Consider the following 21,118-nt stretch of genomic DNA (forward strand, 5'->3'; position numbering starts at 1 on the left):
CCTGCGGTGGTGACATGGCAGGTCCGTATGCTGGGCGCATGGGAATCAAGGATCTCGTGGGCAAGGTCGTCGGCGACACGACGATCGTGCTGGAACTCGACATGGCCCGCGGCGTGCTGGTGACCAAGCCCACCAACCCGATGCAGGCCATTCAGCTGATCAACAGCGCCACGCTCGGGGCGCTACGCCAACACCTCGCAGACGCCGCCGAGGACCCACGGGTCGTGGGGCTCATCGTCCACGCTGTCCCGTCGCAGACACTCCTTGCCCACGTCGAGGAGATCGCGGGTCTCGTGGAGGCCTTCGGGGAGAAGAAGCCGACGATGGCGTGGGCGGAGTCCTTCGGGGAGCTGTCGGGCGGGCTGGCGGCCTACCGGCTCGCGGTCGCGGCAGACGAGATCTGGGTGCAGCCCACGGGCATGCTCAGCATCCACGGCGTCGAGCTCACCATCACCCTGATGCGTGGGCTGTTGGAGAAGATCGGCGTTGAGCCGCAGTTCGGCCAGCGGCACGAGTACAAGACCGCGGCGGACACCTATCAGGCGGACCACGTCACCGAGGCCAACCGCGAGATGATCAAGCGCCTGGGTCAGTCCCTGGTCGACGAGATCGTGGCGTCCATCGCGCGCCGCCGCGGGCTGAGCGCGGAGCAGGTCTGGACCGGCGTCAACGAGGCCCCCGTCACGCCGGAGCGGGCCCACGCGCTCGGACTGATCGACCACATCGGCTACCGCGACGAGGCGTACGCCGCCGCGCTCGGCGCGTGGGGGGCCGAACCGGAGCACCTGCTGTTCGCTCATCGCTATACCTCCAAGCAGGCGCTCAAGCGCAAGCTGCGCCGCGGGCAGCCGAAGGTCGCTGTGGTGACGCTGCGTGGCGCCATCGTGACCGGCCGGGGCCAGCGCTCGCCGTTGGGCGGCGAGCAGGCGGGCGCGGACGTCATCGACGAGCACCTGCGCGCGGCCCTGCACGACGACGACGTGAAGGCGGTGATCTTCGACGTCGAGTCCCCGGGCGGCTCGGCGGTGGCGTCGGACTTCATCCGTCGTTCCGTCCTTCGGCTCCGCGACGCGGGCAAGCCCGTGGTAGCGCAGATGGGGCACTTCGCGGCGTCGGGTGGCTACTACGTGTCGATGCCGGCCAACGAGATCGTCGCCCACGCCGCCACGCTCACCGGCTCCATCGGCGTGCTCGGCGGCAAGATGGTCACGCAGGGGCTCTACGACAAGCTGGGCCTGATTCGCGAGGCCCTCCCGATCGGCGAGAGCGCCGGGTTCCTGTCCGACACCTCGCGGTTCTCCGACGCGGACTGGGAGCGGCTCAACGCCTGGCTGGACCGCGTCTACCTGGACTTCACCACGTTCGCGGCGCAGGACCGGGGCATGGCCTACGACGACCTGGAGGCCCTCGCCCGCGGGCGGGTGTGGACCGGTGCCGACGCCAAGGAGAGAGGCCTGGTGGACCACCTTGGCGGTCGCAGGGTCGCGGTGGGGCGGGCCTGCGCACTGGCGGGCCTCGACCCGGACGCGATCAAGGTCACCCATCAGGGGGATTCCGGGGTGTTGGCGTTGATCAAACCCGCCACGTCCAGCGAGACGGCCGCCGGGGGAGTGGGCCCTTCGGATGCGGAGGCAGTGCTGGCGGCCTTGGCGGGCAGAGCGGGCCTGCACGGCTCCGGCGTGCTCAGCCTGCCGTGGAACCTGCGCGTGCGCTGAGTGGGCATTTGGGCGGCTGGCTCCGCGTTTCGTACGATGGGAGCCGTTGCGCGGCATTTGGCCGCTGAGGGGTGGACGTGAAAAAAGCTACGAAGATCGCGATCGGCGTCGGAGCCGGTGCCATGGTGGTCCTGGGGGGTGGGTACGTCGCCTCCTATTTCATCGCGGGCAACCAGGTGCCGGCCAAGGCCTCCGTCGAGGGGGTCGCGATCGGTGGCATGTCCCCCTCCCAGGCCACCGAGATACTACGCGCTGAGCTCGGCCCGAAGGTCGACGCACCCCTTACGCTGAGCGCGGGACCCATGTCCGTGCCCCTCGAACCGGCAGAGATCGGGTTGTCGGCAGACTTCGACGCCACCGTCCGCGCCGCGGGCGGGGGGTTCAGCTGGAACCCAGTGGAGATCTTCACCACGCTCGCCGGCGGCGAGGAGGTGGCGCTCATCCGCGTCGTCGACGACGCGGCACTGACGGATGCCGTCTCCGCCGTCGCGGACAACTTCACCGTCGAGGGTGTCGACGCCTCACTGGGGTTCGAGAACGGCCGGATCGCGCGGACCGAGGCGGTCGCGGCTCAGGAGATGGACGCCGACGCCACCGCGACGGCTGTGGAGGAGGCATTCCTCGCCGGCCGTGGCAACGTGCAGGCGGTCACCACCGAGCGGGCGCCCGCGGTCACCGACGCCATGGTCGACGAGGCAATCACCACCTACGCGGAGCCCCTGCTCAGCGGCCCGGTCACCCTGACGCACAAGAATGCCTCGATGCAGATCGCACCCGGGTCCCTGGCGGAAGTGACCACGTTCTCCGTGGTCGACGGCGCGCTGCAGCCGCAGATCGACGGGCCGGCGCTGTTCGAGGCCACGGCCGAGGCGCAGGAGGCGCTGGATCTGAACGCGCCGAAGGATGCCAGCTACAGCTTCACCACAGGCACGCCCGTGGTGGTGCCCGCGGTCACCGGCGAGGTGCTGGAGGAGGCCGCGTTCGTGGAGGCCGTCACCGCGGCGGCCACGGCCACCGGGGATGCCCGCACCGTCCCGGTGACCATCACCACCAAGGAGCCGGAGTTCACGACGCAACAGGCGCAGGCCGCCGCGCCCAAGGAGGTCATCGGCGAGTTCACCACGCGCTTCCCGCACGCGGACTACCGCAACACCAACCTCGGCCGCGCCGCATCGTCGGTCAACGGCACGGTGCTGCTCCCCGGGGAGATCTTCTCCCTCAACGACACCCTGGGGCCACGCACCACCGCCAACGGATATGTGGATGGCTACGTCATCAACCAGGGACGCCTCGTCAAGGAGGCGGGCGGCGGGATCTCCCAGGCCGCGACCACCCTCTACAACGCCGGCTTCTTCGCCGGCTTTGAGGACATCGAACACAAGCCGCACAGCCTCTACTTCGATCGCTACCCCGCAGGCAGGGAGGCCACCATCTACTACGGCGCCCTCGACATGCGCTTCAGGAACGACACCTCGTACCCGGCCATCATCCAGGGCTACGTCAGCAAGTCCAGCCCCGGAGTCCGAGGGAGCATCACCTTCCGCATCTGGTCGCAGCGCACCTACACCAAGGTGGAGTCCACGGAGCTGAGGAAATCGGACTTCTACGCCGGCGAGGAGCGGGTCGTCACGGAGGCGCCGTGCGAGCCTCAGGCGCCCATCCAGGGGTTCACCGTCACGTGGCAGCGGCTCTTCTACCAGGGCTCCGAGGTGGTCAAGCGCGAGGACTACCGCTGGAAGTACAGCGCGGGCGACAAGATCACCTGCGCCGGCTGATCGCCAGCAGCGAAACGACGCGCAGCCCGCGCGTCCGGGCGGCGGGGACCCCGGCCGCGGACGCCACGCTAAGCTGTCCTCGTCCGCCCTTGAAGGAGTGAGAAGTGACGTACATCATCGGTTTGCCCTGTGTTGATCTGAAGGACCGCGCCTGCGTCGAGGAGTGCCCGGTGGATTGCATCTACGAGGGCAATCGCATGCTCTACATCCATCCGGAGGAGTGTGTGGACTGTGGCGCCTGCGAGCCCGTGTGCCCCGTCGAGGCTATCTACTACGAAGACGACGTGCCTGAGGAGCAGGCCCAGTTCTACGACGTCAACGTGCAGTTCTTCGACGAGATCGGCTCGCCCGGTGGCGCCGCGAAGCTCGGCGTGATCAACAAGGATCACCCCTACGTCGAGGCGCTGCCGCCCCAGGCGCAGTGATGGGCCTCGGGGCAAGGCTCCCCGACTTCCCCTGGGACACGCTCCGCGACGCACGGCGCGTCGCGGAGGCGCATCCTGACGGCATCGTCGACCTCTCGGTCGGCACCCCGGTCGATCCCACACCGCAGCTCGCCCGCGACGCTCTGGCCTCGGCGGCGGACGCCCACGGGTATCCGACCGTGTGGGGTGCCCCCGCCACCCGCCGGGCCATCCTGGATTACCTGGAGCGGCGGTGGGCGGCGCTGCCGCTGCCGGACGAGGGCGTGCTGCCTGTCGTGGGCACCAAGGAACTCGTGGGCTGGCTGCCCACCCTGCTGGACCTCGGTCCGTCGGACGCCGTGGTCTTCCCGGTATGCGCCTACCCCACCTACGAGGTGGGCGCGCTGACCGCGGGGGCACGGCCGGTCCCGCTGGATGACCCGGCCGTCCTCCCGGAGGACGCGCGGCTCGTGTGGATCAACTCACCCGCCAATCCCACGGGTCGGATCCTGTCGCTGGAGGAGATGCGCGCGTTCGTGTCCGCGGCCCGCGCTCGTGGCGCGGTGCTGGCCAGCGACGAGTGCTACGGCGAATTCGCCTGGGACGCGGAGCCCACCTCGGTGCTGGATCCACGCGTCAACGACGGCGACGTGACCGGCCTGCTGGCGGTGGGGTCACTGTCCAAGCGGTCCAACGCGGCCGGCTATCGGGCAGGTTTCGCGGCGGGTGACCCGGCCGTCGTCCAACAGCTCGTGGCCGCGCGCAAGCACCTAGGCATGATCGTGCCGGCCCCCATCCAGGCGGCCATGGTCGCGATGCTGGGGGACCAGACCCACGTGGAGGAGCAGCGCGGGCGCTACCTCGCGCGACGGTCGCTGCTCAGACCCGCCCTCGAGTCCGCGGGGTTCTGTATCGAGCACTCCGAGGGGTCCCTCTACCTGTGGGCCACGCGTGACGAGGACAGCCGAGCGAGCGTGGCCTGGCTTGCCGAGCGCGGGATCCTGGCCGCCCCGGGCGACTTCTACGGCGCAGCTGCGGCGAGGCATGTGCGGGTTGCGTTGACGGCCACCGACGAGCGGGTCGCGGCGGCGGCGGCGCGCCTCACCTAGGCCGCCGCCCCCTGGTGGACTCCCGGACCGTGAGTCTCCAGGGGATGTGGATCCGCTCTCCGGGTCCGGTGTAGCCCTCGATGCGCCGGATGAGGATGCGGAGGACCTCCCGCACGAGGATGTCCATGTCCGGGGTGACGGTGGTCAGGCTGGGGGTGGTGTAGCGCCCCTCCACGATGTCGTCGAAGCCGGCTACCGCAACGTCCTCGGGAACACGGGCCCCCGCCTCGGCGCAGGCTCGGAGGGCGCCCACCGCCAGGACGTCGTTGAAGCAGAACACCGCGTCTGGGGGGATGGTCAGCGCGAGGAGTTCGTGCATCGCCGTTCGCCCCGCCTCGCGCGTGTACGCCATCGTGCCCTTGAGGTAGTCAGGATGGACCGTCATGCCCGCGGCGTCCATGGCGGAGGCAAACCCGGATTGTCGAACTGAGCCCGTGGTGACGCCCTGGCTCCGGCCGATCGTCCCGATCCGCTCACGGCCGATATCGATCAGGTGCTGTGTCATCGAGCGTGCGGCGGCCACCGAGTCCACCGCTACGTGGTCCACACCCGCAGGGATGGCCCGCTCACCCAGGAAGACCATGGGCACCTCAGCCTTCATGTTGGCCTCGATCTCGCCGCGATCCAGGCTCATGGGGGAGAAGACGACGCCATCGATCATCCGGGACTGGACACCGCTCAACACGACGCGTTCGACGCCGGGGTCGGCCCGCGTGATGTCGAGGAGCATCATGAAGCCCAACTCCGCCGCCGCCGCGTCGAACTTGGCCGCCAGCTCCGTGAAGTAGGGAATGGCCAGTTCCGGGACGGCGAGCGCGAGGAAACCGCCACGGCCGTACTTGAGGTTGCGGGCAGCGAGGTTGGGCCGGTAGCCGAGCTCGTCAATGGCGGCCTGGACGCGGGAGCGCGTCGACTCACGCACGTTGACCGCGCCGTTGACCACGTTCGACACCGTTTTGAGCGACACCTTCGCCAGGTCCGCCACGTCACGCAGTGTCACCGCCATGTGTGCAGGGTACCGCTGATCGGTCAGGCGAGATTTACTACCGTTGTAAAATTGTGATCTTCGCGGACTTGCGCCGTGGACGGTCGAGGATGCAGACTCAGAATCATAAATTACTCCCGTTGCAAAGGCGCTCAATGGCTGAGTCCCACATCACGATCCATCCCTCCTACCGCGTGGGCCCGCTGAACCGTCGAATCTTCGGCAGCTTCGTCGAGCACATGGGCCGGTGCGTCTACACCGGCATCTACGAACCCGCACACGCCACGGCGGATGAGCACGGATTCCGCCAGGACGTGGCCGAACTCGTCCGCGAGTTGGCGCCCACCGTGATCCGGTACCCCGGCGGCAACTTCGTGTCCAACTACAAGTGGGAGGACGGTGTGGGCCCGAAGGACCAACGGCCCCGTCGCCTCGACCTCGCCTGGCGCTCCATCGAGACCAATCAGGTGGGCACCGACGAGTTCCTCGCCTGGTGTGAGCGTCAAGGGATAGAGCCCATGCTGGCGGTCAACCTCGGCACGCGCGGGCTGGAGGATGCGGTCGAGTACCTGGACTACGTCAACGGCACCGGCACCACCCTGGCCGCTCAGCGCGCCGCCAACGGCCGCGTCGAGCCCTGGGGCGTGAAGGTGTGGTGCCTGGGTAACGAGATGGACGGGCCCTGGCAGATCGGCCACATGACGGCGGCAGACTACGGACGCGCGGCCGAGGAGGTGGGCAGCGCCTTCCGTCGCTTCGACGACACCCTCGAACTGGTGGCGTGCGGCTCCTCCAACCGCATGATCGCGACGTTCGGCGCATGGGAGCGAGAGGTCCTCGAGCGGTCCATCCACGTGGTGGACCATATTTCGGCCCACGCCTACTACGAGCCCGTGGGCGGCGACATGGCGTCGTTCCTCGCCAGTGCGGAGGACATGGACCGGTTCATCCGATCCGTCACCGCAACGGCAGACGCCGTGGCCGCGGCCCACAAGCTGGACAAGAAGATCTCCGTCTCGTTCGACGAGTGGAACGTCTGGTTCCAGGAGCGCTTCGACGGCGAGAACTCCCTCGCGGTCCAGGAGGCGCCGCCGCTGATTCAGGACGTCTACTCGGTCGCCGACGCGGTCGTCGTCGGATCGTTGCTCATCACCCTGATGCGTAACACCGATCGCGTCGCCATGGCCTGCCAGGCGCAGTTGGTCAACATCATCGCGCCCATCCGCACGGAGCCCGATGGCCCGGCGTGGCGCCAGACCATCTTCCACCCCTTCGCGTTGACCAGCCGCTATGCCCGTGGGGAGGTGCTGGACCTCCGCGTGGAATCGCCCATGATCGACACGCCGATCTTCGGTGAGGTGGATCAGATCTGGTCCACGGCCACCCTCGATGCGGCAACGGGCGATCTGGTCCTGTTCTGCGTCAACCGGTCCGAGCGCGACGGTCTCACCACGACGGTTGATCTCAGCGCGTTCGGCGACGTGGACCTCGTCGAGCACATCCTCGTCCACGAGAACGACCACACCCTCACCAACACCGCCGGGAACGAACAGGTGGCCCCCAAACAGGGCGCCAGCTCCCTCCACGATGCCGTTCTCACACTCACCCTCCCCGCAGTGTCCTGGCACTGCGTCCGGCTGTCCGTCCGGTCAGCCTGAACACCTCGAAAGGAACCTTCATGAATTCGATCAGTCGACGTGGACTGCTCGGTGCCGGCCTCGCAGTCGGGGCCACCGCCGGACTCGCAGCCTGTGGCCAGAGCGCCACCACCCCCACCAGCGCGGCCTCTGCCACCGGCGACGGAGGCGCGGCGGGATACGACGGTCCCGCCGTCACCCTCGCCTTCTGGAACGGTTTCACGGGCGGCGACGGTGCCTACATGAAGAAGCTCGTGGACCAGTTCCAGACCGAGCACGAGAACATCGCCGTCACGGTGCAGACGATGCAGTGGGGCGACTACTACACCAAGCTGCCAACCGCGGTGCAGTCCGGCAACGGCCCGGACGTGGCGGTCATGCACGTGGACTCAGTGGCCACCAATGCCGCGCGCAAGGTCATCCAACCGCTCGACGATGTGGCCGCCGCCCTCGAGCTCACGGAGGGCGACTTCGCGCCCGTGCCGTGGCAGGCCGGCGTGTACAAGGACGTGCGTTACGCCATCCCGTTGGACGTGCACCCGCTCGGCTTCTTCTACAACAAGACCGTCATGGAGAGCGCGGGGCTGGACCCCGAGGCGCCACCGATGGATCACGACGCCTACATGGCCGCGCTCGACGCGCTCAAGAGCAAGGGCATCGCCGGTCACTGGGCCTCCCCGTTCAACTTCACCGGCGGCCTGACCTGTCAGTCGCTGGTCTATCAGTTCGGCGGCACCCTCTTCTCCGAGGACGCCTCGACGGCGGCCTGGGGGGAGGACGGTGGCGTCGAGGCGCTCACCTGGTGGCAGAACCTCATCAAGGAGGGCTACTCCAACCCGAAGGTCGGCCAGGACGCGGACTTCATCGCGCTGCAGAACGGCCAGACGGCCTTCAACTGGAACGGGATCTGGTCCATCAACACCCTCGCCGAGAAGAAGGACCTCGACTGGGGCGTCACCGTCCTGCCCAACATCGGTGGCGAGAAGGCCGCCTGGGCCGGTTCCCACCAGTTCGTGCTGCCCACCCAGAAGTCGGGTGACGAGAACAAGGGTCAAGCCTCCCGGGTGTTCCTGAACTGGATCTCGCAGCAGTCGCTCGAGTGGGCGAAGGGCGGACAGATTCCGGCCCGCAACTCCGTGCGCGAGTCGGCCGAGTTCGCCGCGCTCACGTACCAGGCCGAGCTGGCCAAGCAGATCGACGATCTGCGCTTCCCGCCGGCCGTTGCCGGCATCGGAGACGCCATGCTCGAGTTCGAAAAGGCGGTCAACGAGATCACGCTTGGGATGAAGGACGTCGCGACGACGCTGAACGCCTCCGCTGAGCGCGCCAACAAGATCCTCGAGGCGAACGCGAAGAAGTACGTCTGATGTTCACCAGCCCGACCCGCCGGCGCCGAGGTAACGCCGGCGGGTCGCCGCTGACCGCTTACCTCTTCCTGGCGCCCTACCTGCTGCTGTTCGGTGTGTTCGTCGCCCTTCCGGCCCTCTACGGTTTCTGGATGTCGTTGCACGACTGGGACTTCACCCTGGAGGCGCGCCCCTTCGTCGGCCTGTTGAACTACGCGGACCTGTTCGACCCGCTGGCGGTCCAGTTCCAGCCGTTCTGGCGCGGCATGAGCAACACCGCGATCTTCACCCTGGCCAGCGTGCCGTTCCTCGTCACCGTCCCACTCGGACTGGCTGTGCTCCTCAACACCGCATTTCCCGGCCGCACGTTCTTCCGTGCCGTCTACTTCGTCCCGTATGTGCTCGGCGTCGCGGTGATCGGCGTCATGTGGCGCTACCTGCTGGACGGCAACTTCGGCATCGTCAACGCCATCTTCGGGGCCAACATCCAGTGGACGACGGATCAGCCCTGGGCGTGGATGGCGCTCGTGGGCGTGACCGTCTGGTGGACCATGGGCTTCAACGCCATCATCTACATGGTCGGCCTCGGCGACATCCCGCCTTACCTCTACGAAGCTGCGGCGCTCGACGGGGCGGGCCCGTGGCGGCGTTTCATCCACGTGACGGTGCCGGGCCTGCGCCCGGTGCTGATCTTCATCATGGTCACCACCATCCTGGCCAGCGCCAACATGTTCGGGCAGTCCTACCTGATCACCCAGGGTGGCCCGACCGAGTCCACGATGACGGCCATCATGGTCATCACGGGCGTCGGCTTCGGGCAGAACCGCGCTGGACAGGCAGCGGCGATGAGCTACCTGCTGGCCGTCGCACTGGCACTCGTGTCGGTGCTGAACTTCTGGCTCATGCGCGACAAGGACGCCGCGCGTGAGGCGAGGGAACTCAAGCGGCAGCGGAAGCTCGACGTCAAGGAAGGGGCCCACGCATGAAGGCCAGCAAGCGAAACCGCAACCCGTTCTTCTGGCTGGCCCTCCTGCTCCTCTCCGTCGTGTTCGTCGGACCGGTGGTGATGATGATCCTGACGTCGTTCAAGACGAGGATCGAATCGCAGAGCGTGCCTCCGACGATCATGCCGCAGGAGTGGACGATGCGCGCCTACGAGATTCTCTTCGCCGCAGACTCCACCACTCCGGTGCTCCGATGGTTCCTCAACTCGATGGTGGCGGCCACCGGGCACGCGATCCTCGTGGTGACGGTCTGTTCCATGGCCGGCTACGCGCTCGCGAGGCTCACCTTCCCCGGCAAGAACATCATCTTCGCCGTGATCATCTCCACGCTGTTCGTGCCCGGATTCATCTTCCTCATGCCCAACTTCGAGATGATGTCGCGCCTCACCTGGCTCGACTCGTTCCTGGCGCTCATCGTGCCCGGCGCGGCCGGCGCTTTCGGCGTGTTCTTCATGCGGCAGTTCTTCCTCGGGCTCCCGATGGAGCTGGAGGAGTCGGCCCGCATCGACGGGGCGGGGCCTTGGAGGATCTTCCTGAGCATCGTGCTGCCCAACGCCCGCGCCGCAGTGGTCACCCTGCTGGTGATCTCCTTCCTCGCCAACTGGAACGACTTCGTCTGGCCGCTGTACGTGATGTTCTCCACCGAGATGCTCACGATCCCGATCGGGCTTTCGCGGCTCCAGGGTGCCTACACCATCGACTACCCGGTCATCATGGCCGGCGCCACCGTCGCGGCAGTGCCGGTGCTGCTGCTGTACGTGTTCGTGCAGCGTTACATCATCGAGGGCGTCGCGAGCTCGGGGATGAAGTGACCCGCCGTCAGCTGCGCCCGCTCATCGCCGTGATCAGCCTCGTTCTGGTCACGGCATGCAGCCCCCAGGAGGAGCCGTCGTCTCCCTCCGTCACGTCCACCGAAGGAGAGTCGACAGTGTCGCAGCCCACCAATCCGGTCTACCCGCTGGACTTCCCCGATCCACAGGTACTGACCGACGGCGACGGCTATCTGGCCATCGCCACGAACGGCAACGGGATGAACGTGCAGACGATCAGCAGCGACAACCTCGTGGAGTGGGCGCAGGGCCGCGACGCGCTGCCCAGCGTCGCGCCGTGGTCGTCGTCGGGCAAGGTGTGGGCGCCGGAGATCATCGCGTGGCCGGACGACACCTACCGGTTGTACTACACGACGAAGGCGCCGGATCCGGCGTGGCAGTGCGTGAGTGTCGCGACATCGGAGACGCTGGCCGGGCCGTACGTGGACGAGTCCACCGAGCCGCTCATCTGCGAGATCGACGAGGGCGGGTCGATCGATGCGTCACCCTTCGTCGATGAGGACGGCACGGCCTACCTGTACTGGAAGAACGACGGCAACGCCATCGGGGTGGACACCCTGATCAAAGTCGCCCGTCTGAGCGCGGACGGCCTGTCGCTCGACGGCGAGGTGACGGATCTCTTCAAGCAGGACCTGTACTGGGAGGGTCACCTGGTGGAAGGACCGGCGGTGGTCAAGGTCGACGGCGTTTACCACATGTTTTACTCTGCCAACGATTACGGTTCGGACAAGTACGCGGTGGGCCACGCGGTGGCGGATTCGGCGCTCGGGCCGTTCACGAAGGACCCTGAGCCCGTGCTCGCGACCAACGAGGTCGCGGCAGGGCCGGGTCACTGCCAGCTGTTCCTCAAGGACGGCCAGTGGTGGATGGTCTATCACGCCTGGAAGCCGGGCTTCGTGGGCGACTCCCTGGAGGGCCGCAAGATGTGGTTGTCCAAGGTCGCCTTCAATGGTGAGACCGTTGAGGTCGACCCTCCGGCCACGGAGTTGGGCCTTCCCTAGGGGGACCGGTCGCCCTCAGAGACGCGGAACCCCGCCAAGGTCCTTGCGGCCTGGCCCGATGGCTGTTGACAAGCCCGGATTGAGTGCTTAGTGTGTCCATGTCGCCGACACGGAGGAGGTGCATGCAGATGTTTACCGTTTCTGCCGCCCTCGGTCGGCCGCGCGCGTTCGTCGCCCGCTGACCAGGCCTGCGCCGGGGCACCGCCCCTCGTGACGCTTTAGCGTCCCACCCCCTCCGCCCAGACATCTGTTGCGTCGGTCGTCGACGCCCGTCAGGACCCTCATGCATGCAGCACCGCGTGGACGGTACGACTTCCCGCCCGCCATCCCTCCCGATTCGCGCCCTGACGTGCGCTCGCCCAGCCGGTTCCTGTTCTGGCTGATGCGCCAGTACGGCTGGGTCGTCCCTGCCATGACGCTGGCGGCCTCGTCGTGGATGGTGCCCGCAGCGCTCACACCCTGGCTGCTCGGCCGCGCGATCGACGCGGGCGTGGGCCGGAGCGACCCCTCGGCCACCCTCGGCTGGGTGGCGCTGCTGCTGGCCGTGATCGTGGTGGGCGTCTCCGGTGGCATTCTCTTCCACACGTTCGCCGTGCGCATGTGGCTGCTCGGCATCTACGGCGTGCAGCGCCGCGTGTCGCGCCAGTCGGTCCGCCTGGGCCACGTCCTCAACCGGCGTGTCCCGACAGGTGAGGTGCTGAGCGTCTCCTCCTCGGACAGCGACCAGTTCGGCGCCACGATCGACTCCTTCGGGCACGTGATCGCCGCCGCGGTGAGTTTCTGCCTGGCGTCGGCGCTCATGCTGACCACCTCCCCGACGCTCGGTCTGGTCGTGCTCGTCGCGACCCCGGTCCTCCTGTTGGCTTCGACACCCGTGTTGCGCCCCCTGACGCTCGCGCAGTCCGCGGAACGGACTGAGAGCTCGTCGCTGACCTCGTTGGCCAGCGACATCGCCACGGGCCTCCGGATCCTCCGGGGCATCGGCGGGGAGCGGACGTTCGCCCGCAATTATGAGCGGCAGTCCCAGAAGGTCCGCGCGCTCGGGGTGCGGCTCGGCACGTGGCAGGCGATCGTCGAGGCGATCAGCATCCTGCTGTCCGGGCTGCTCCTCGTCGCGCTGGTCTACCTCGGGTCGCGTGCGATGTTCGACGGCACCCTCAGCGTCGGCGAGCTGATCAGCTTCTTCGGCTATGCGCTGTTCCTCACCTCGCCGATGCAGACCTTCTTCGACTTCGCCCAGAAATGGGTTCAGGGCCTGGTGGCCGCGCAGAAGACGCTCTCCTTCCTCGGCGCGGACGTACCGTGGCCCCGCTCTGGGCAGCCACTCTCCGGCCGGCCGGTGCTGCACGACGAGGTGTCCGGCGTCGAGGTGCGACCCGGGCTGATGCTGGGCATCGTGTCGGCCGATCCGGACGCGTCGGCCGCCCTCGCTGACCGGCTCGGCCGCTACCTGCCGGAGGGGTCGCACGAGGCGGACGACGACAAGGATCTCACCGGCCGGGCACTCAAGGCGGCGCGTCGCGCCAGGATCGCGGAGCGCGAGCGGCGTGCGGCGGCAGACGCCGAGTTTGTCGGCCGCACCTGGGGCGTCACCGCCGACGGGGTGGACTACTCGCAGCTGGACATCACCGACCTGCGCCGAACGATCGTCGTCTCGCATACCGGCGCCTCGCTCTTCTCCGGCACACTGCAGACCGCCGTCGATCCCTGGGGCACCCACAGCCGTGAGCAGGCGGAGCGGGTCCTGACCGTCGCGTCCGCCGAGGACATCTACGACGCGCTCCCGGGCGGGTGGCAGGGCCGGATCGACGAGAAGGGCCGGGGCCTGTCCGGCGGTCAGCGGCAGCGAGTCGTGCTGGCGCGTGCGCTGCTCCTGGATCCCGAGATCCTGATCCTGGTCGAGCCGACGTCTGCTGTCGACGCGCACACCGAGGCCCGGATCGCGCAGCGCCTGGCTGACCATCGCCGGGGCCGGACCACTGTCGTCGTCACCGCCTCGCCGTTGCTTCTGCGGCAGTGCGACGACATCTCGGTGCTGGTCGACGGGCGTGAGGCGGCCCGCGGCAGCCACCACGATCTCCGGGACCACCCTGATTACCACCGTGTCATCGCGCGCGGCATGGAGGACGACGATGAGTGAACAGACGCTGACGGCCACGTCGGCCAGCACGTGGCGCAGCGGCGAGCCGGAATCGAGGCTTCAGCAGGGGCTCGACGTGCCCAGCGGCGTCGGCCCGCGCAGGCGTCTGGAGGCGCTGATCAGGCGCCACCACATCCGGACCGCGGCGGCGCGAGCCGTCTACGCGGATGCCCGCGCGCCCGAGCACGGGTTCCCCGTGGCCACCTCCGGCCAGGCGCTGGGCTTCCTCGGGCGGATGCTGCGGGGCCGACGGGCGGCGCTGGCAGGGGCGATCGTGCTCAACGTCGCGGCGGCCGGCGCCGGCCTGGTCGCGCCGTACATGCTCGGCCGGCTGATCGACCAGGTCACCGGCGGACTGCTCGACCTGCCCGGGCTCACCAGCCTCGTGTCGATCATCGCCGGCGTCATCGTCGCGCAGGCGCTGTTGACGTTCGCGGCCCGGCGGGCCTCGGCGGTACTGGGCTACGACCTGCTGGCGGCCGCGCGGGAGGAGGTCGTGCGCATCGTGCTGCGGCTACCGCTCGGCCACGTCGAGTCCTCCGGCTCGGGGGACCTTCTCACCCGCATCACCTCCGACGTGTCGAAGATGGCCACCGCCGCCCGATGGGCCTTCCCGAACCTCATCGTGTCCGTCGTGCTCATCGGCGCGACACTCGTGGCCATGGTGGCCAACTCCTGGCTGTTGACGCTGCCGATGGTGGGTACGGCACTCGTGATGTGGCTGGGTGGTCGCTATTACCTGTCACGGGCGACGGCGGGCTACATCACCGAATCGCGGTCCTACTCGACGATCAACGCCACGACGACCGAGACCGTCGAGGGCGCACGGACGATCGAGGCGCTGGATCTGGGCGGCCTGAGGGTCGCGCAGTTGGACGAGGACACCGAGGTCTCGGCGCAGGCCGAGCGGTACACGATGACCCTGCGCAACATGCTGTTCGCCATGGTCGACTCGTCGTTCCAGCTGCCACTGGTCGGCGTCGTCCTCCTCGGCACGTGGGGCTACGCGGAGGGCTGGGTGAGCATCGGACAGATCACCACGGCGGCGCTGTACGTCTCGCAGCTCCAGGGACCGCTGGACCGCGTCATCATGGTGCTCGATCACCTGCAGCTCGGCATCGTCGCGACGGCGCGCCTCATCGGCGTGGCTCAGCTGGAGGATGACCGGACCCCCGGTGAGGAGCAGCCCCGCGGCGTCAAGCTCACCGGCAACGGCCTGAGATTCGGCTACCGGGCGGGGGTGGACGTCCTGCACGGCGTCGACGTCGACCTGCGGCCGGGGGAGCGGCTGGCCATCGTGGGGCCGTCGGGTTCCGGCAAGTCGACGCTCGGCCGGCTCGTCGCCGGCATCAACCGGCCGCGCGTCGGCGAGGTGACGGTGGGCGGCGTGGACGTCATGGACCTGCCGCTGGACCGGCTCCGCACAGAGGTGGCGCTGGTCACGCAGGAGCATCACGTCTTCGTCGGCTCGGTGCGCGACAATGTGGTGCTCGCGCGGGAGGCCACGGCCTCGGACTTGGAGGTGGAGGAGGCGCTGCGTGCAGTGGATGCGTGGGGCTGGGTGTCGAAGCTGCCCGGCGGGTTGGCCGCCGAGCTCGGCCATGGCAAGACGTCGCTGACGCCGGCGCAGGCCCAGCAGGTGGCGTTGGCGCGGCTGATAGTGGCCGACCCGCACACGCTCGTCCTGGACGAGGCCACCTCCCTGATCGACCCCTCCTCGGCCAGGCACATGGAGGGTTCGATGGCGGCGCTGCTTGACGGCAGGGCGGTCATCGCCATCGCTCACCGCCTCCACACCGCGCATGACGCGGACCGGATCGCGGTGCTCGACGGCGGGCGCATCGTCGAGATCGGGTCCCACCACGAGCTCCTGGAGCTTGACGGGCAGTACGCCGACCTGTGGCGGACGTGGCGGGATTAGCCGAGGGTGAGCACGGCCGTGCCGGTGGGGGCCGGCTCGGAGGCGTCGCGCCAGGCGCCCTCGGCACTGGTCCACTCGCGGTCTCCCACCACCACGGCGGTGAGCCCGCTGGCGTAGGTGTTGGCGACGGCGAGCTGGGCCGCCGCCCACAGCGTGGTCTCGTCGGCGGACGTGAGGATCACGCCGGTGTCCGTCGCAGCCACGGTCACGCCTGATCCGAGGGTGCCGAGGACCCGGTCGAAGACCGTCCTGTCAGGGGTTGGCGAGTCCTCGAAGCTCAGGCAGGCGATGCCCTCAGGCCGCGACCCCCGGAGAGTACCGGCCACGGCCGTCGCCTTGTCCACGTGCTGGCGGTACGCCTCTGGGAACCCGCTGCGCTGGACCTGCTGGGCGACGTCGTTGATGTCGCCGGTCTCCCATCCGCTGAACGTGACCAGCTCCTCGTAGAACCGCGCGGACGAATACCACGGGTCCAGGATCTCCTCCTCGGTGCCCCAGCCGTAGGAGGGGCGCTGTTGGAAGAGGCCGAGGGAGTCGCGGTCGCCGTAGTCCAGGTTGCGCAGGTCCGACTCCTGGTACGCCGTCGCCAGTGCGATCACCGCGGCCCGCTCCGGAAGACCGCGTTCCGCCGACACCGCGACGATGACCGCCGCGTTGCGCGCCTGTTCGGCGGACAGCGTCGTGGTGCCCTGCTCCATCACGACTGTGCACTGCTGCGGGGTGATCCGCTGGTACACGGCCCGGTAGGCCTTCCAGCCGGCGAAGCCGAGGCCCGCGAGCACGGCGAGCGTGACGAGAGCCGCGATGAGGCCTCTGCGCATCAGTTCGCGTGCAGCGCCGCGTTGAGCGCCACCTTCGAGCCCCGACGGTTGCGCGCGATCACCGCGCCGGTCTGGGAGTCGCGCATGAAGAGCAGGTCATCCTGCCCCGACAGCTCGCGCGCCTTGACGACGCTCCCGTCAGGGAGCCGCACTTTCGTGCCCGCCGTGACGTACAGACCGGCCTCCACCACGCAGTCGTGGCCCAGCGAGATGCCCACACCGGAGTTGGCGCCCAGCAGGCAGCGCTCCCCGAGGCGGATGACCTCCTGGCCGCCGCCGGACAGGGTCCCCATGATGGACGCGCCACCGCCCACGTCCGTGCCGTCCCCGACGACGACGCCCGAGGAGATGCGACCCTCCACCATGGACGTGCCCAAGGTGCCGGCATTGAAGTTGACGAAGCCCTCATGCATGACGGTGGTGCCCTCGGCCAGGTGGGCGCCGAGCCGGACGCGGTCAGCGTCGGCGATCCGCACGCCCAGAGGGGTCACGTAGTCCACCATGCGGGGGAACTTGTCCACGCCGTACACGGTGAGCTGTTCGCCGCGGGCGTGCAGCAGCATGCGGACCCGGTTGACGTCGGCCACGCGCACCGGTCCGCGCGTGGTCCACGCGTTGTTGGGCAGGACGCCGAAGATGCCGGTGAGGTTCAGCCCGTGCGGGGGTACGAGGCGCGCGCTCAGGAGGTGGAGGCGCAGGAACGCGTCCTCCACCGACTCCGGGGGCTCGTCGAGGTCGATCTCCACCCTCACCACCCGGGACTCCACCTGGCGGATCTCATCCACCTGCTGGGCCTCCGCCAGCAGCGAGGGCGGCTCGTCGGTGACGGCGGAACCCAGTCGCGGCTCCGGGTACCAGGCATCAAGAACGGCCCCGGTGGTGTGGACGGTGGCCAGGCCCCAGGCCCAGGCGGTGCGGGTCTCGTTGGTCATGCCGGCCAGTCTAGTGGCGGTCGCAGGCGTGCTCCCCTGGTCACGGGCACGTAAGGGTTGTGTGACAGATCGGCGCCGTGTGCGCTCCGGCGCCCCGGACCCAATAGCCTGTGCCCCATGAGTGCGCTGTTCGACGATTACCCGCCGGGGGAGGCCTTCGACGAGATGGTCGGGCCCCAGGGCATCCGGGGCGCGGCGAAGACCGTTGCCGAGGGTCTCGAGCGGCTCGGCATCGACGAACTCCGGGCCCGCTCCGAGTACCTGCGCACCATCTACATCGACCAGGGGGTCACCTTCGACATCGGCGGTGAGGAGCGCCCCTTTCCGCTCGACATCGTGCCGCGCATCCTCCCGGCGGACGAGTTCGCCCACGTCGAGGCCGGCAGCAAGCAGCGCGTCCGGGCGATGGACGCCTTCCTCGACGACATCTACACCGAGGGCCGCTGCTTCGTCGACGCTGTGATCCCCCGCCACGTCGTGGCCTCGTCGCCGCACTTCCACCGCGCCATGGCCGGTTTCACCACCCCCAACGGCGTGCGCGTCCACATCGCGGGCATCGACCTGGTCCGCGGTCACGACGGCGTCTTCCGCGTGCTGGAGGACAACGTGCGCAGCCCCTCGGGGGTGTCCTATGTGATGACCAACCGCCGTGCGATCAACGCCGCGCTGCCGGAGATCGCCGGGAAGCACCGGATCCGCCCGGTGGAGGACTACCCGTCCCAGCTGTTGACGGCCTTGCGCGCGGCGGCACCCTCCAGCATTGCGGACCCCACCGTCGTGGTGCTCACTCCCGGCGTCTACAACCCCGCGTACTTCGAGCACGCCATGCTGGCCCGGATGATGGGCGTCGAGCTGGTCGAGGGCCGCGACCTCGTGGCCCACGGCGGCCACGTCTCGCTGCGCACCACCCGCGGCCTGCGGCCGGTGCACGTCATCTACCGGCGCATCGACGACGAGTTCCTGGACCCCGCGGTGTTCCGCGCCGATTCGCTCATCGGCTGCGCGGGCCTGCTCAACGCCGCCCGCGCCGGCAACGTGACCATCGCCAACGCCGTCGGCAACGGGGTGGCCGACGACAAGCTGGTCTACACCTACATCCCGGATCTCATCCGCTTCTATCTGGGTGAGGAGCCCATCCTGGCCAGCGTCGACACCTGGCGCCTCGAGGAGCCGGACGCCCGCGAGGAGGTGCTGGACCGCCTGGCGGAGCTGGTGGTCAAGCCCGTCGACGGCTCCGGCGGCAAGGGCATCGTCATCGGACCGCGCGCCACGCAGGAGGAACTGGACCGCCTGCGTCGGCTCATCATCAAGGATGCCCGCGGGTGGATCGCGCAGCCCGTGGTGCAGCTGTCCACGGTGCCCACCATGATCGACGGCGAGCTGAGGCCCCGCCACGTCGACCTCCGGCCCTTCGTGGTGAACTCCGGCAGCGACAACATCTTCGTCCTCCCTGGCGGACTCACCCGCGTGGCGCTGCCCGAGGGCGAGCTGATCGTCAACTCGTCCCAGGGGGGCGGCTCCAAGGACACGTGGGTGCTGACCTCCGGCCGTCCGGTGGCACCGGCCATGCCGCCGGTGCCGCCGCCGCGGCCCTCGTCGGTGCCGATGTCCGAGCCGGTGCTCAACCGCGTCATCCGTCACCAGCACGAACAACAGCAGCAGAGCGGGCTGGAGGGGGAGCCATGCTGAGCCGCATCGCCGATTCACTGTTCTGGATCGGCCGCTACCTGGAGCGCGCGGAGGACACCTGCCGCATCGCCGAGGTCCACCTCCACCAGCGCCTCGACGACCCTGGTGCCTATCCGGCGCAGGCCACCCGGGATCTCCTCGTCCTCATGGGACAGGAACCCACGGACGACGATCCGGACGTCCTGCAGGAGTTGTGCTACGACGAGCAGTCACCGGTGAGCTTCCTGGCGGCGCTCGGCAGTGCCCGCGAGTCCGCCCGACGCGCGCGGGAGACGGTGTCGACGGAGGTGTGGGAGTCCATCAACACCACCTGGCTGGCGATGCGCGGTGGGCGCCTGCAGCGGATGCGGCCCGCGTCGATGTTCAAGTTGGTCCGGGAGCGGTGCACAGTCATCTCAGGCCTGGCCCACGGCACGATGAGCCACGACGAGGGCTGGCTCTTCCTCACCCTGGGCCGCAGCATCGAGCGGATCGACATGACGTCGCGGCTGCTGACCACCCCGGCGCTGGTGGGCAACTCGGCCAGGGCGTGGGATCACGTCCTCAGCGGCTGCGGCGCGCATCACGCGTTCGTCCAGCGCTACGGGGCGCTGGCGTCGGACCGTGACGCCGCCGAGTTCCTCATCCTGGACAGGCTGTTCCCGCGGTCGCTGATCTACACGCTCAACACCGCCGTGGACTCGCTGTCGCTGCTGGGCCCCGGCAACCAGCGGATCCGTCCCGACGATCCGGCCACCAGGCTGCTCGGCGCGGCCCGGGCGAACCTGGAATATCTTCCTGCCGAGGAGATCCTGCTGGACCTCACCGAGCAGATGGCCAGGCTGCAGGTGGTCTGCTCCGAGGCCACGCAGGCCATCTCCATCCGCTACTTCGAGGGCTCCTCGGCGGCGGAATGGGTCGGTGGAGCATGGTGAACCACCAACGATGGAGCCTCCGATGAGCCAGTTCCGGATCGTGCACACCACCGGGTACAACTACGGCGGCGGCGCGACAGACTCCTTCAACGAGGCGCGGATGACGCCGCTGACCAGCCGTCGGCAGCTCGTGCTGTCGTCGCGCCTCGACATCACGCCGGTGGCATGGACCCATTCCTACAAGGACTACTGGGGCACCTCCGTCGTGGCGTTCGAGATCCACGAACGGCACTCCGATCTCAAGGTGGTGGCCACCTCCACCGTCGAGATCCACGACGTCCTCAGCGACGCCGAGCCCCTCGGGTGGGCGGGACTGGACAACCCGGACCTCCGGGACCGCTACGTGGAGCTCCTCACCCAGACCGGCTACGTCCGCCCCCATCGCGAGGTGCTGACGATGGCCGCGCATGCGCGCCGGACCGCGGCCACTCCCGGGGAGGCGGTCGTGGAACTGACCAGGCGCCTGCGCGAGCAGGTGGACTACGTGCCCGGCGTGACCCAGGTGCACACGCTGGCCGCCGAGGTGTGGGAGCATCGCGCCGGCGTTTGCCAGGACATCGCGCATCTCACCCTGGGGGCGCTCCGCTCGATCGGGATCCCGGCCCGCTACGTGTCGGGCTACGTGGTGCAGCGGCAGGACCCGGCCATCGGGGAGGCGATGGTGGGGGAGTCGCACGCCTGGATCCAGTACTACGACGGCGAGTGGCTCGGCTTCGACCCCACGAACCAGACGCAGCCGCGCGGCTCGCACGTCGAGGTGGGGTTCGGGCGCGACTACTCCGATGTCGCGCCGCTCAAGGGCATCTACACCGGCTCCGGCGGGTCCGAGATGTTCGTCGCGGTGGAGATGACGCGGCTCACCTGACCGGCAGCAGCTGACATGTTGATGCCCCGA

At 68.8% G+C, this 21,118-nt stretch carries 17 protein-coding genes; 14 read left to right on the forward strand and 3 right to left on the reverse strand.

Annotated features, from left to right (window positions below; all coding sequences use genetic code 11):
• The first annotated feature begins 38 nt into the window (after positions 1–38).
• The 4 genes from ACX1D0_RS00955 to dapC all read left to right on the forward strand — a co-directional run bounded on the left by ACX1D0_RS00955 (position 39) and on the right by dapC (position 5,003).
• Positions 39–1,715: a S49 family peptidase gene (locus tag ACX1D0_RS00955; protein ID WP_459019048.1), complete on the forward strand. Its 1,677-nt coding sequence runs from the start codon at positions 39–41 to the stop codon at positions 1,713–1,715.
• A 77-nt stretch (positions 1,716–1,792) separates the two neighbouring features.
• On the forward strand, positions 1,793–3,490 hold the full coding sequence (locus tag ACX1D0_RS00960) for a VanW family protein (RefSeq protein WP_459019049.1): 1,698 nt from the start codon (positions 1,793–1,795) through the stop codon (positions 3,488–3,490).
• 104 nt (positions 3,491–3,594) lie between these two features.
• Positions 3,595–3,915, forward strand: coding sequence for a ferredoxin (gene fdxA / locus ACX1D0_RS00965; protein ID WP_459019050.1), 321 nt, complete (start codon positions 3,595–3,597; stop codon positions 3,913–3,915).
• Positions 3,915–5,003 (forward strand): succinyldiaminopimelate transaminase, encoded by a 1,089-nt coding sequence (gene dapC / locus ACX1D0_RS00970; protein ID WP_459019051.1) that lies wholly within the window; start codon positions 3,915–3,917, stop codon positions 5,001–5,003. Before fdxA ends, dapC begins: the two co-directional genes overlap by 1 nt.
• Here dapC and ACX1D0_RS00975 read toward each other — a convergent pair.
• Positions 4,996–6,009: a LacI family DNA-binding transcriptional regulator gene (locus tag ACX1D0_RS00975; RefSeq protein WP_459019052.1), complete on the reverse strand. Its 1,014-nt coding sequence runs from the start codon at positions 6,007–6,009 to the stop codon at positions 4,996–4,998. The two genes, dapC and ACX1D0_RS00975, sit on opposite strands and share 8 nt — an antisense overlap.
• A 134-nt stretch (positions 6,010–6,143) precedes the next feature.
• Between ACX1D0_RS00975 and arfA the strand changes: the two genes are divergently transcribed.
• The 7 genes from arfA (at position 6,144) to ACX1D0_RS01010 (ending at position 15,867) form a co-directional block, all read left to right on the forward strand.
• A complete protein-coding gene (arfA, locus tag ACX1D0_RS00980) occupies positions 6,144–7,646 on the forward strand; it encodes an arabinosylfuranosidase ArfA (RefSeq protein ID WP_459019053.1) in 1,503 nt (500 codons plus the stop codon).
• Between the two features lie 20 nt (positions 7,647–7,666).
• The gene (locus tag ACX1D0_RS00985; RefSeq protein WP_459019054.1) at positions 7,667–8,992 is read left to right on the forward strand and encodes an ABC transporter substrate-binding protein; all 1,326 of its coding nucleotides are present in this window, start codon (positions 7,667–7,669) and stop codon (positions 8,990–8,992) included.
• Positions 8,992–9,957: a carbohydrate ABC transporter permease gene (locus ACX1D0_RS00990; protein WP_459019055.1), complete on the forward strand. Its 966-nt coding sequence runs from the start codon at positions 8,992–8,994 to the stop codon at positions 9,955–9,957. Before ACX1D0_RS00985 ends, ACX1D0_RS00990 begins: the two co-directional genes overlap by 1 nt.
• Positions 9,954–10,787 carry a carbohydrate ABC transporter permease gene (locus tag ACX1D0_RS00995; RefSeq protein ID WP_459019056.1) on the forward strand — a complete coding sequence of 278 codons (834 nt, stop codon included), beginning with the start codon at positions 9,954–9,956 and terminating at the stop codon, positions 10,785–10,787. Before ACX1D0_RS00990 ends, ACX1D0_RS00995 begins: the two co-directional genes overlap by 4 nt.
• Entirely contained in the window at positions 10,784–11,806 is a 1,023-nt protein-coding gene (locus tag ACX1D0_RS01000; RefSeq protein WP_459019057.1) for a glycoside hydrolase family 43 protein, read from the forward strand. The genes ACX1D0_RS00995 and ACX1D0_RS01000 overlap by 4 nt, the downstream gene beginning before the upstream one ends.
• A gap of 283 nt (positions 11,807–12,089) precedes the next feature.
• On the forward strand, positions 12,090–13,946 hold the full coding sequence (locus ACX1D0_RS01005) for an ABC transporter transmembrane domain-containing protein (RefSeq protein ID WP_459019058.1): 1,857 nt from the start codon (positions 12,090–12,092) through the stop codon (positions 13,944–13,946).
• Complete coding sequence (locus ACX1D0_RS01010) at positions 13,939–15,867, forward strand: ABC transporter ATP-binding protein (RefSeq protein ID WP_459019059.1); 1,929 nt, start codon at positions 13,939–13,941, stop codon at positions 15,865–15,867. The genes ACX1D0_RS01005 and ACX1D0_RS01010 overlap by 8 nt, the downstream gene beginning before the upstream one ends.
• Here ACX1D0_RS01010 and ACX1D0_RS01015 read toward each other — a convergent pair.
• Both ACX1D0_RS01015 and dapD read right to left on the reverse strand, forming a co-directional pair.
• On the reverse strand, positions 15,864–16,688 hold the full coding sequence (locus tag ACX1D0_RS01015; RefSeq protein WP_459019060.1) for a hypothetical protein: 825 nt from the start codon (positions 16,686–16,688) through the stop codon (positions 15,864–15,866). The two genes, ACX1D0_RS01010 and ACX1D0_RS01015, sit on opposite strands and share 4 nt — an antisense overlap.
• Positions 16,688–17,620 (reverse strand): 2,3,4,5-tetrahydropyridine-2,6-dicarboxylate N-succinyltransferase, encoded by a 933-nt coding sequence (dapD, locus tag ACX1D0_RS01020; protein WP_459019061.1) that lies wholly within the window; start codon positions 17,618–17,620, stop codon positions 16,688–16,690. Before dapD ends, ACX1D0_RS01015 begins: the two co-directional genes overlap by 1 nt.
• 117 nt (positions 17,621–17,737) lie before the next feature.
• On the opposite strand from dapD, the gene ACX1D0_RS01025 reads away from it, so the two are divergent.
• The 3 genes from ACX1D0_RS01025 to ACX1D0_RS01035 are packed head-to-tail and all read left to right on the forward strand — an operon-like array spanning position 17,738 to position 21,088.
• Positions 17,738–19,309 (forward strand): circularly permuted type 2 ATP-grasp protein, encoded by a 1,572-nt coding sequence (locus ACX1D0_RS01025; protein ID WP_459019062.1) that lies wholly within the window; start codon positions 17,738–17,740, stop codon positions 19,307–19,309.
• Positions 19,303–20,223: an alpha-E domain-containing protein gene (locus ACX1D0_RS01030; protein WP_459019063.1), complete on the forward strand. Its 921-nt coding sequence runs from the start codon at positions 19,303–19,305 to the stop codon at positions 20,221–20,223. The genes ACX1D0_RS01025 and ACX1D0_RS01030 overlap by 7 nt, the downstream gene beginning before the upstream one ends.
• Positions 20,224–20,245: 22 nt before the next feature.
• Positions 20,246–21,088 carry a transglutaminase family protein gene (locus ACX1D0_RS01035; RefSeq protein WP_459019064.1) on the forward strand — a complete coding sequence of 281 codons (843 nt, stop codon included), beginning with the start codon at positions 20,246–20,248 and terminating at the stop codon, positions 21,086–21,088.
• Positions 21,089–21,118: the final 30 nt, after the last annotated feature.

It is taken from the genome of Tessaracoccus pujii (assembly GCF_054483895.1).

Excerpts from the sequence above, each read along its gene's own strand:
- ACX1D0_RS01005 (WP_459019058.1), top strand. The coding sequence starts at position 12,090 with ATGCATGCAGCACCGCGTGGACGGTACGACTTCCCGCCCGCCATCCCT.
- dapD (WP_459019061.1), bottom strand. The coding sequence starts at position 17,620 with ATGACCAACGAGACCCGCACCGCCTGGGCCTGGGGCCTGGCCACCGTC.
- ACX1D0_RS01030 (WP_459019063.1), top strand. The coding sequence starts at position 19,303 with ATGCTGAGCCGCATCGCCGATTCACTGTTCTGGATCGGCCGCTACCTG.
- dapC (WP_459019051.1), top strand. The coding sequence starts at position 3,915 with ATGGGCCTCGGGGCAAGGCTCCCCGACTTCCCCTGGGACACGCTCCGC.
- ACX1D0_RS00975 (WP_459019052.1), bottom strand. The coding sequence starts at position 6,009 with ATGGCGGTGACACTGCGTGACGTGGCGGACCTGGCGAAGGTGTCGCTC.
- ACX1D0_RS01025 (WP_459019062.1), top strand. The coding sequence starts at position 17,738 with ATGAGTGCGCTGTTCGACGATTACCCGCCGGGGGAGGCCTTCGACGAG.
- ACX1D0_RS00955 (WP_459019048.1), top strand. The coding sequence starts at position 39 with ATGGGAATCAAGGATCTCGTGGGCAAGGTCGTCGGCGACACGACGATC.
- ACX1D0_RS00990 (WP_459019055.1), top strand. The coding sequence starts at position 8,992 with ATGTTCACCAGCCCGACCCGCCGGCGCCGAGGTAACGCCGGCGGGTCG.
- ACX1D0_RS01015 (WP_459019060.1), bottom strand. The coding sequence starts at position 16,688 with ATGCGCAGAGGCCTCATCGCGGCTCTCGTCACGCTCGCCGTGCTCGCG.
- ACX1D0_RS01035 (WP_459019064.1), top strand. The coding sequence starts at position 20,246 with ATGAGCCAGTTCCGGATCGTGCACACCACCGGGTACAACTACGGCGGC.
- ACX1D0_RS00985 (WP_459019054.1), top strand. The coding sequence starts at position 7,667 with ATGAATTCGATCAGTCGACGTGGACTGCTCGGTGCCGGCCTCGCAGTC.
- ACX1D0_RS01010 (WP_459019059.1), top strand. The coding sequence starts at position 13,939 with ATGAGTGAACAGACGCTGACGGCCACGTCGGCCAGCACGTGGCGCAGC.
- arfA (WP_459019053.1), top strand. The coding sequence starts at position 6,144 with ATGGCTGAGTCCCACATCACGATCCATCCCTCCTACCGCGTGGGCCCG.
- ACX1D0_RS00995 (WP_459019056.1), top strand. The coding sequence starts at position 9,954 with ATGAAGGCCAGCAAGCGAAACCGCAACCCGTTCTTCTGGCTGGCCCTC.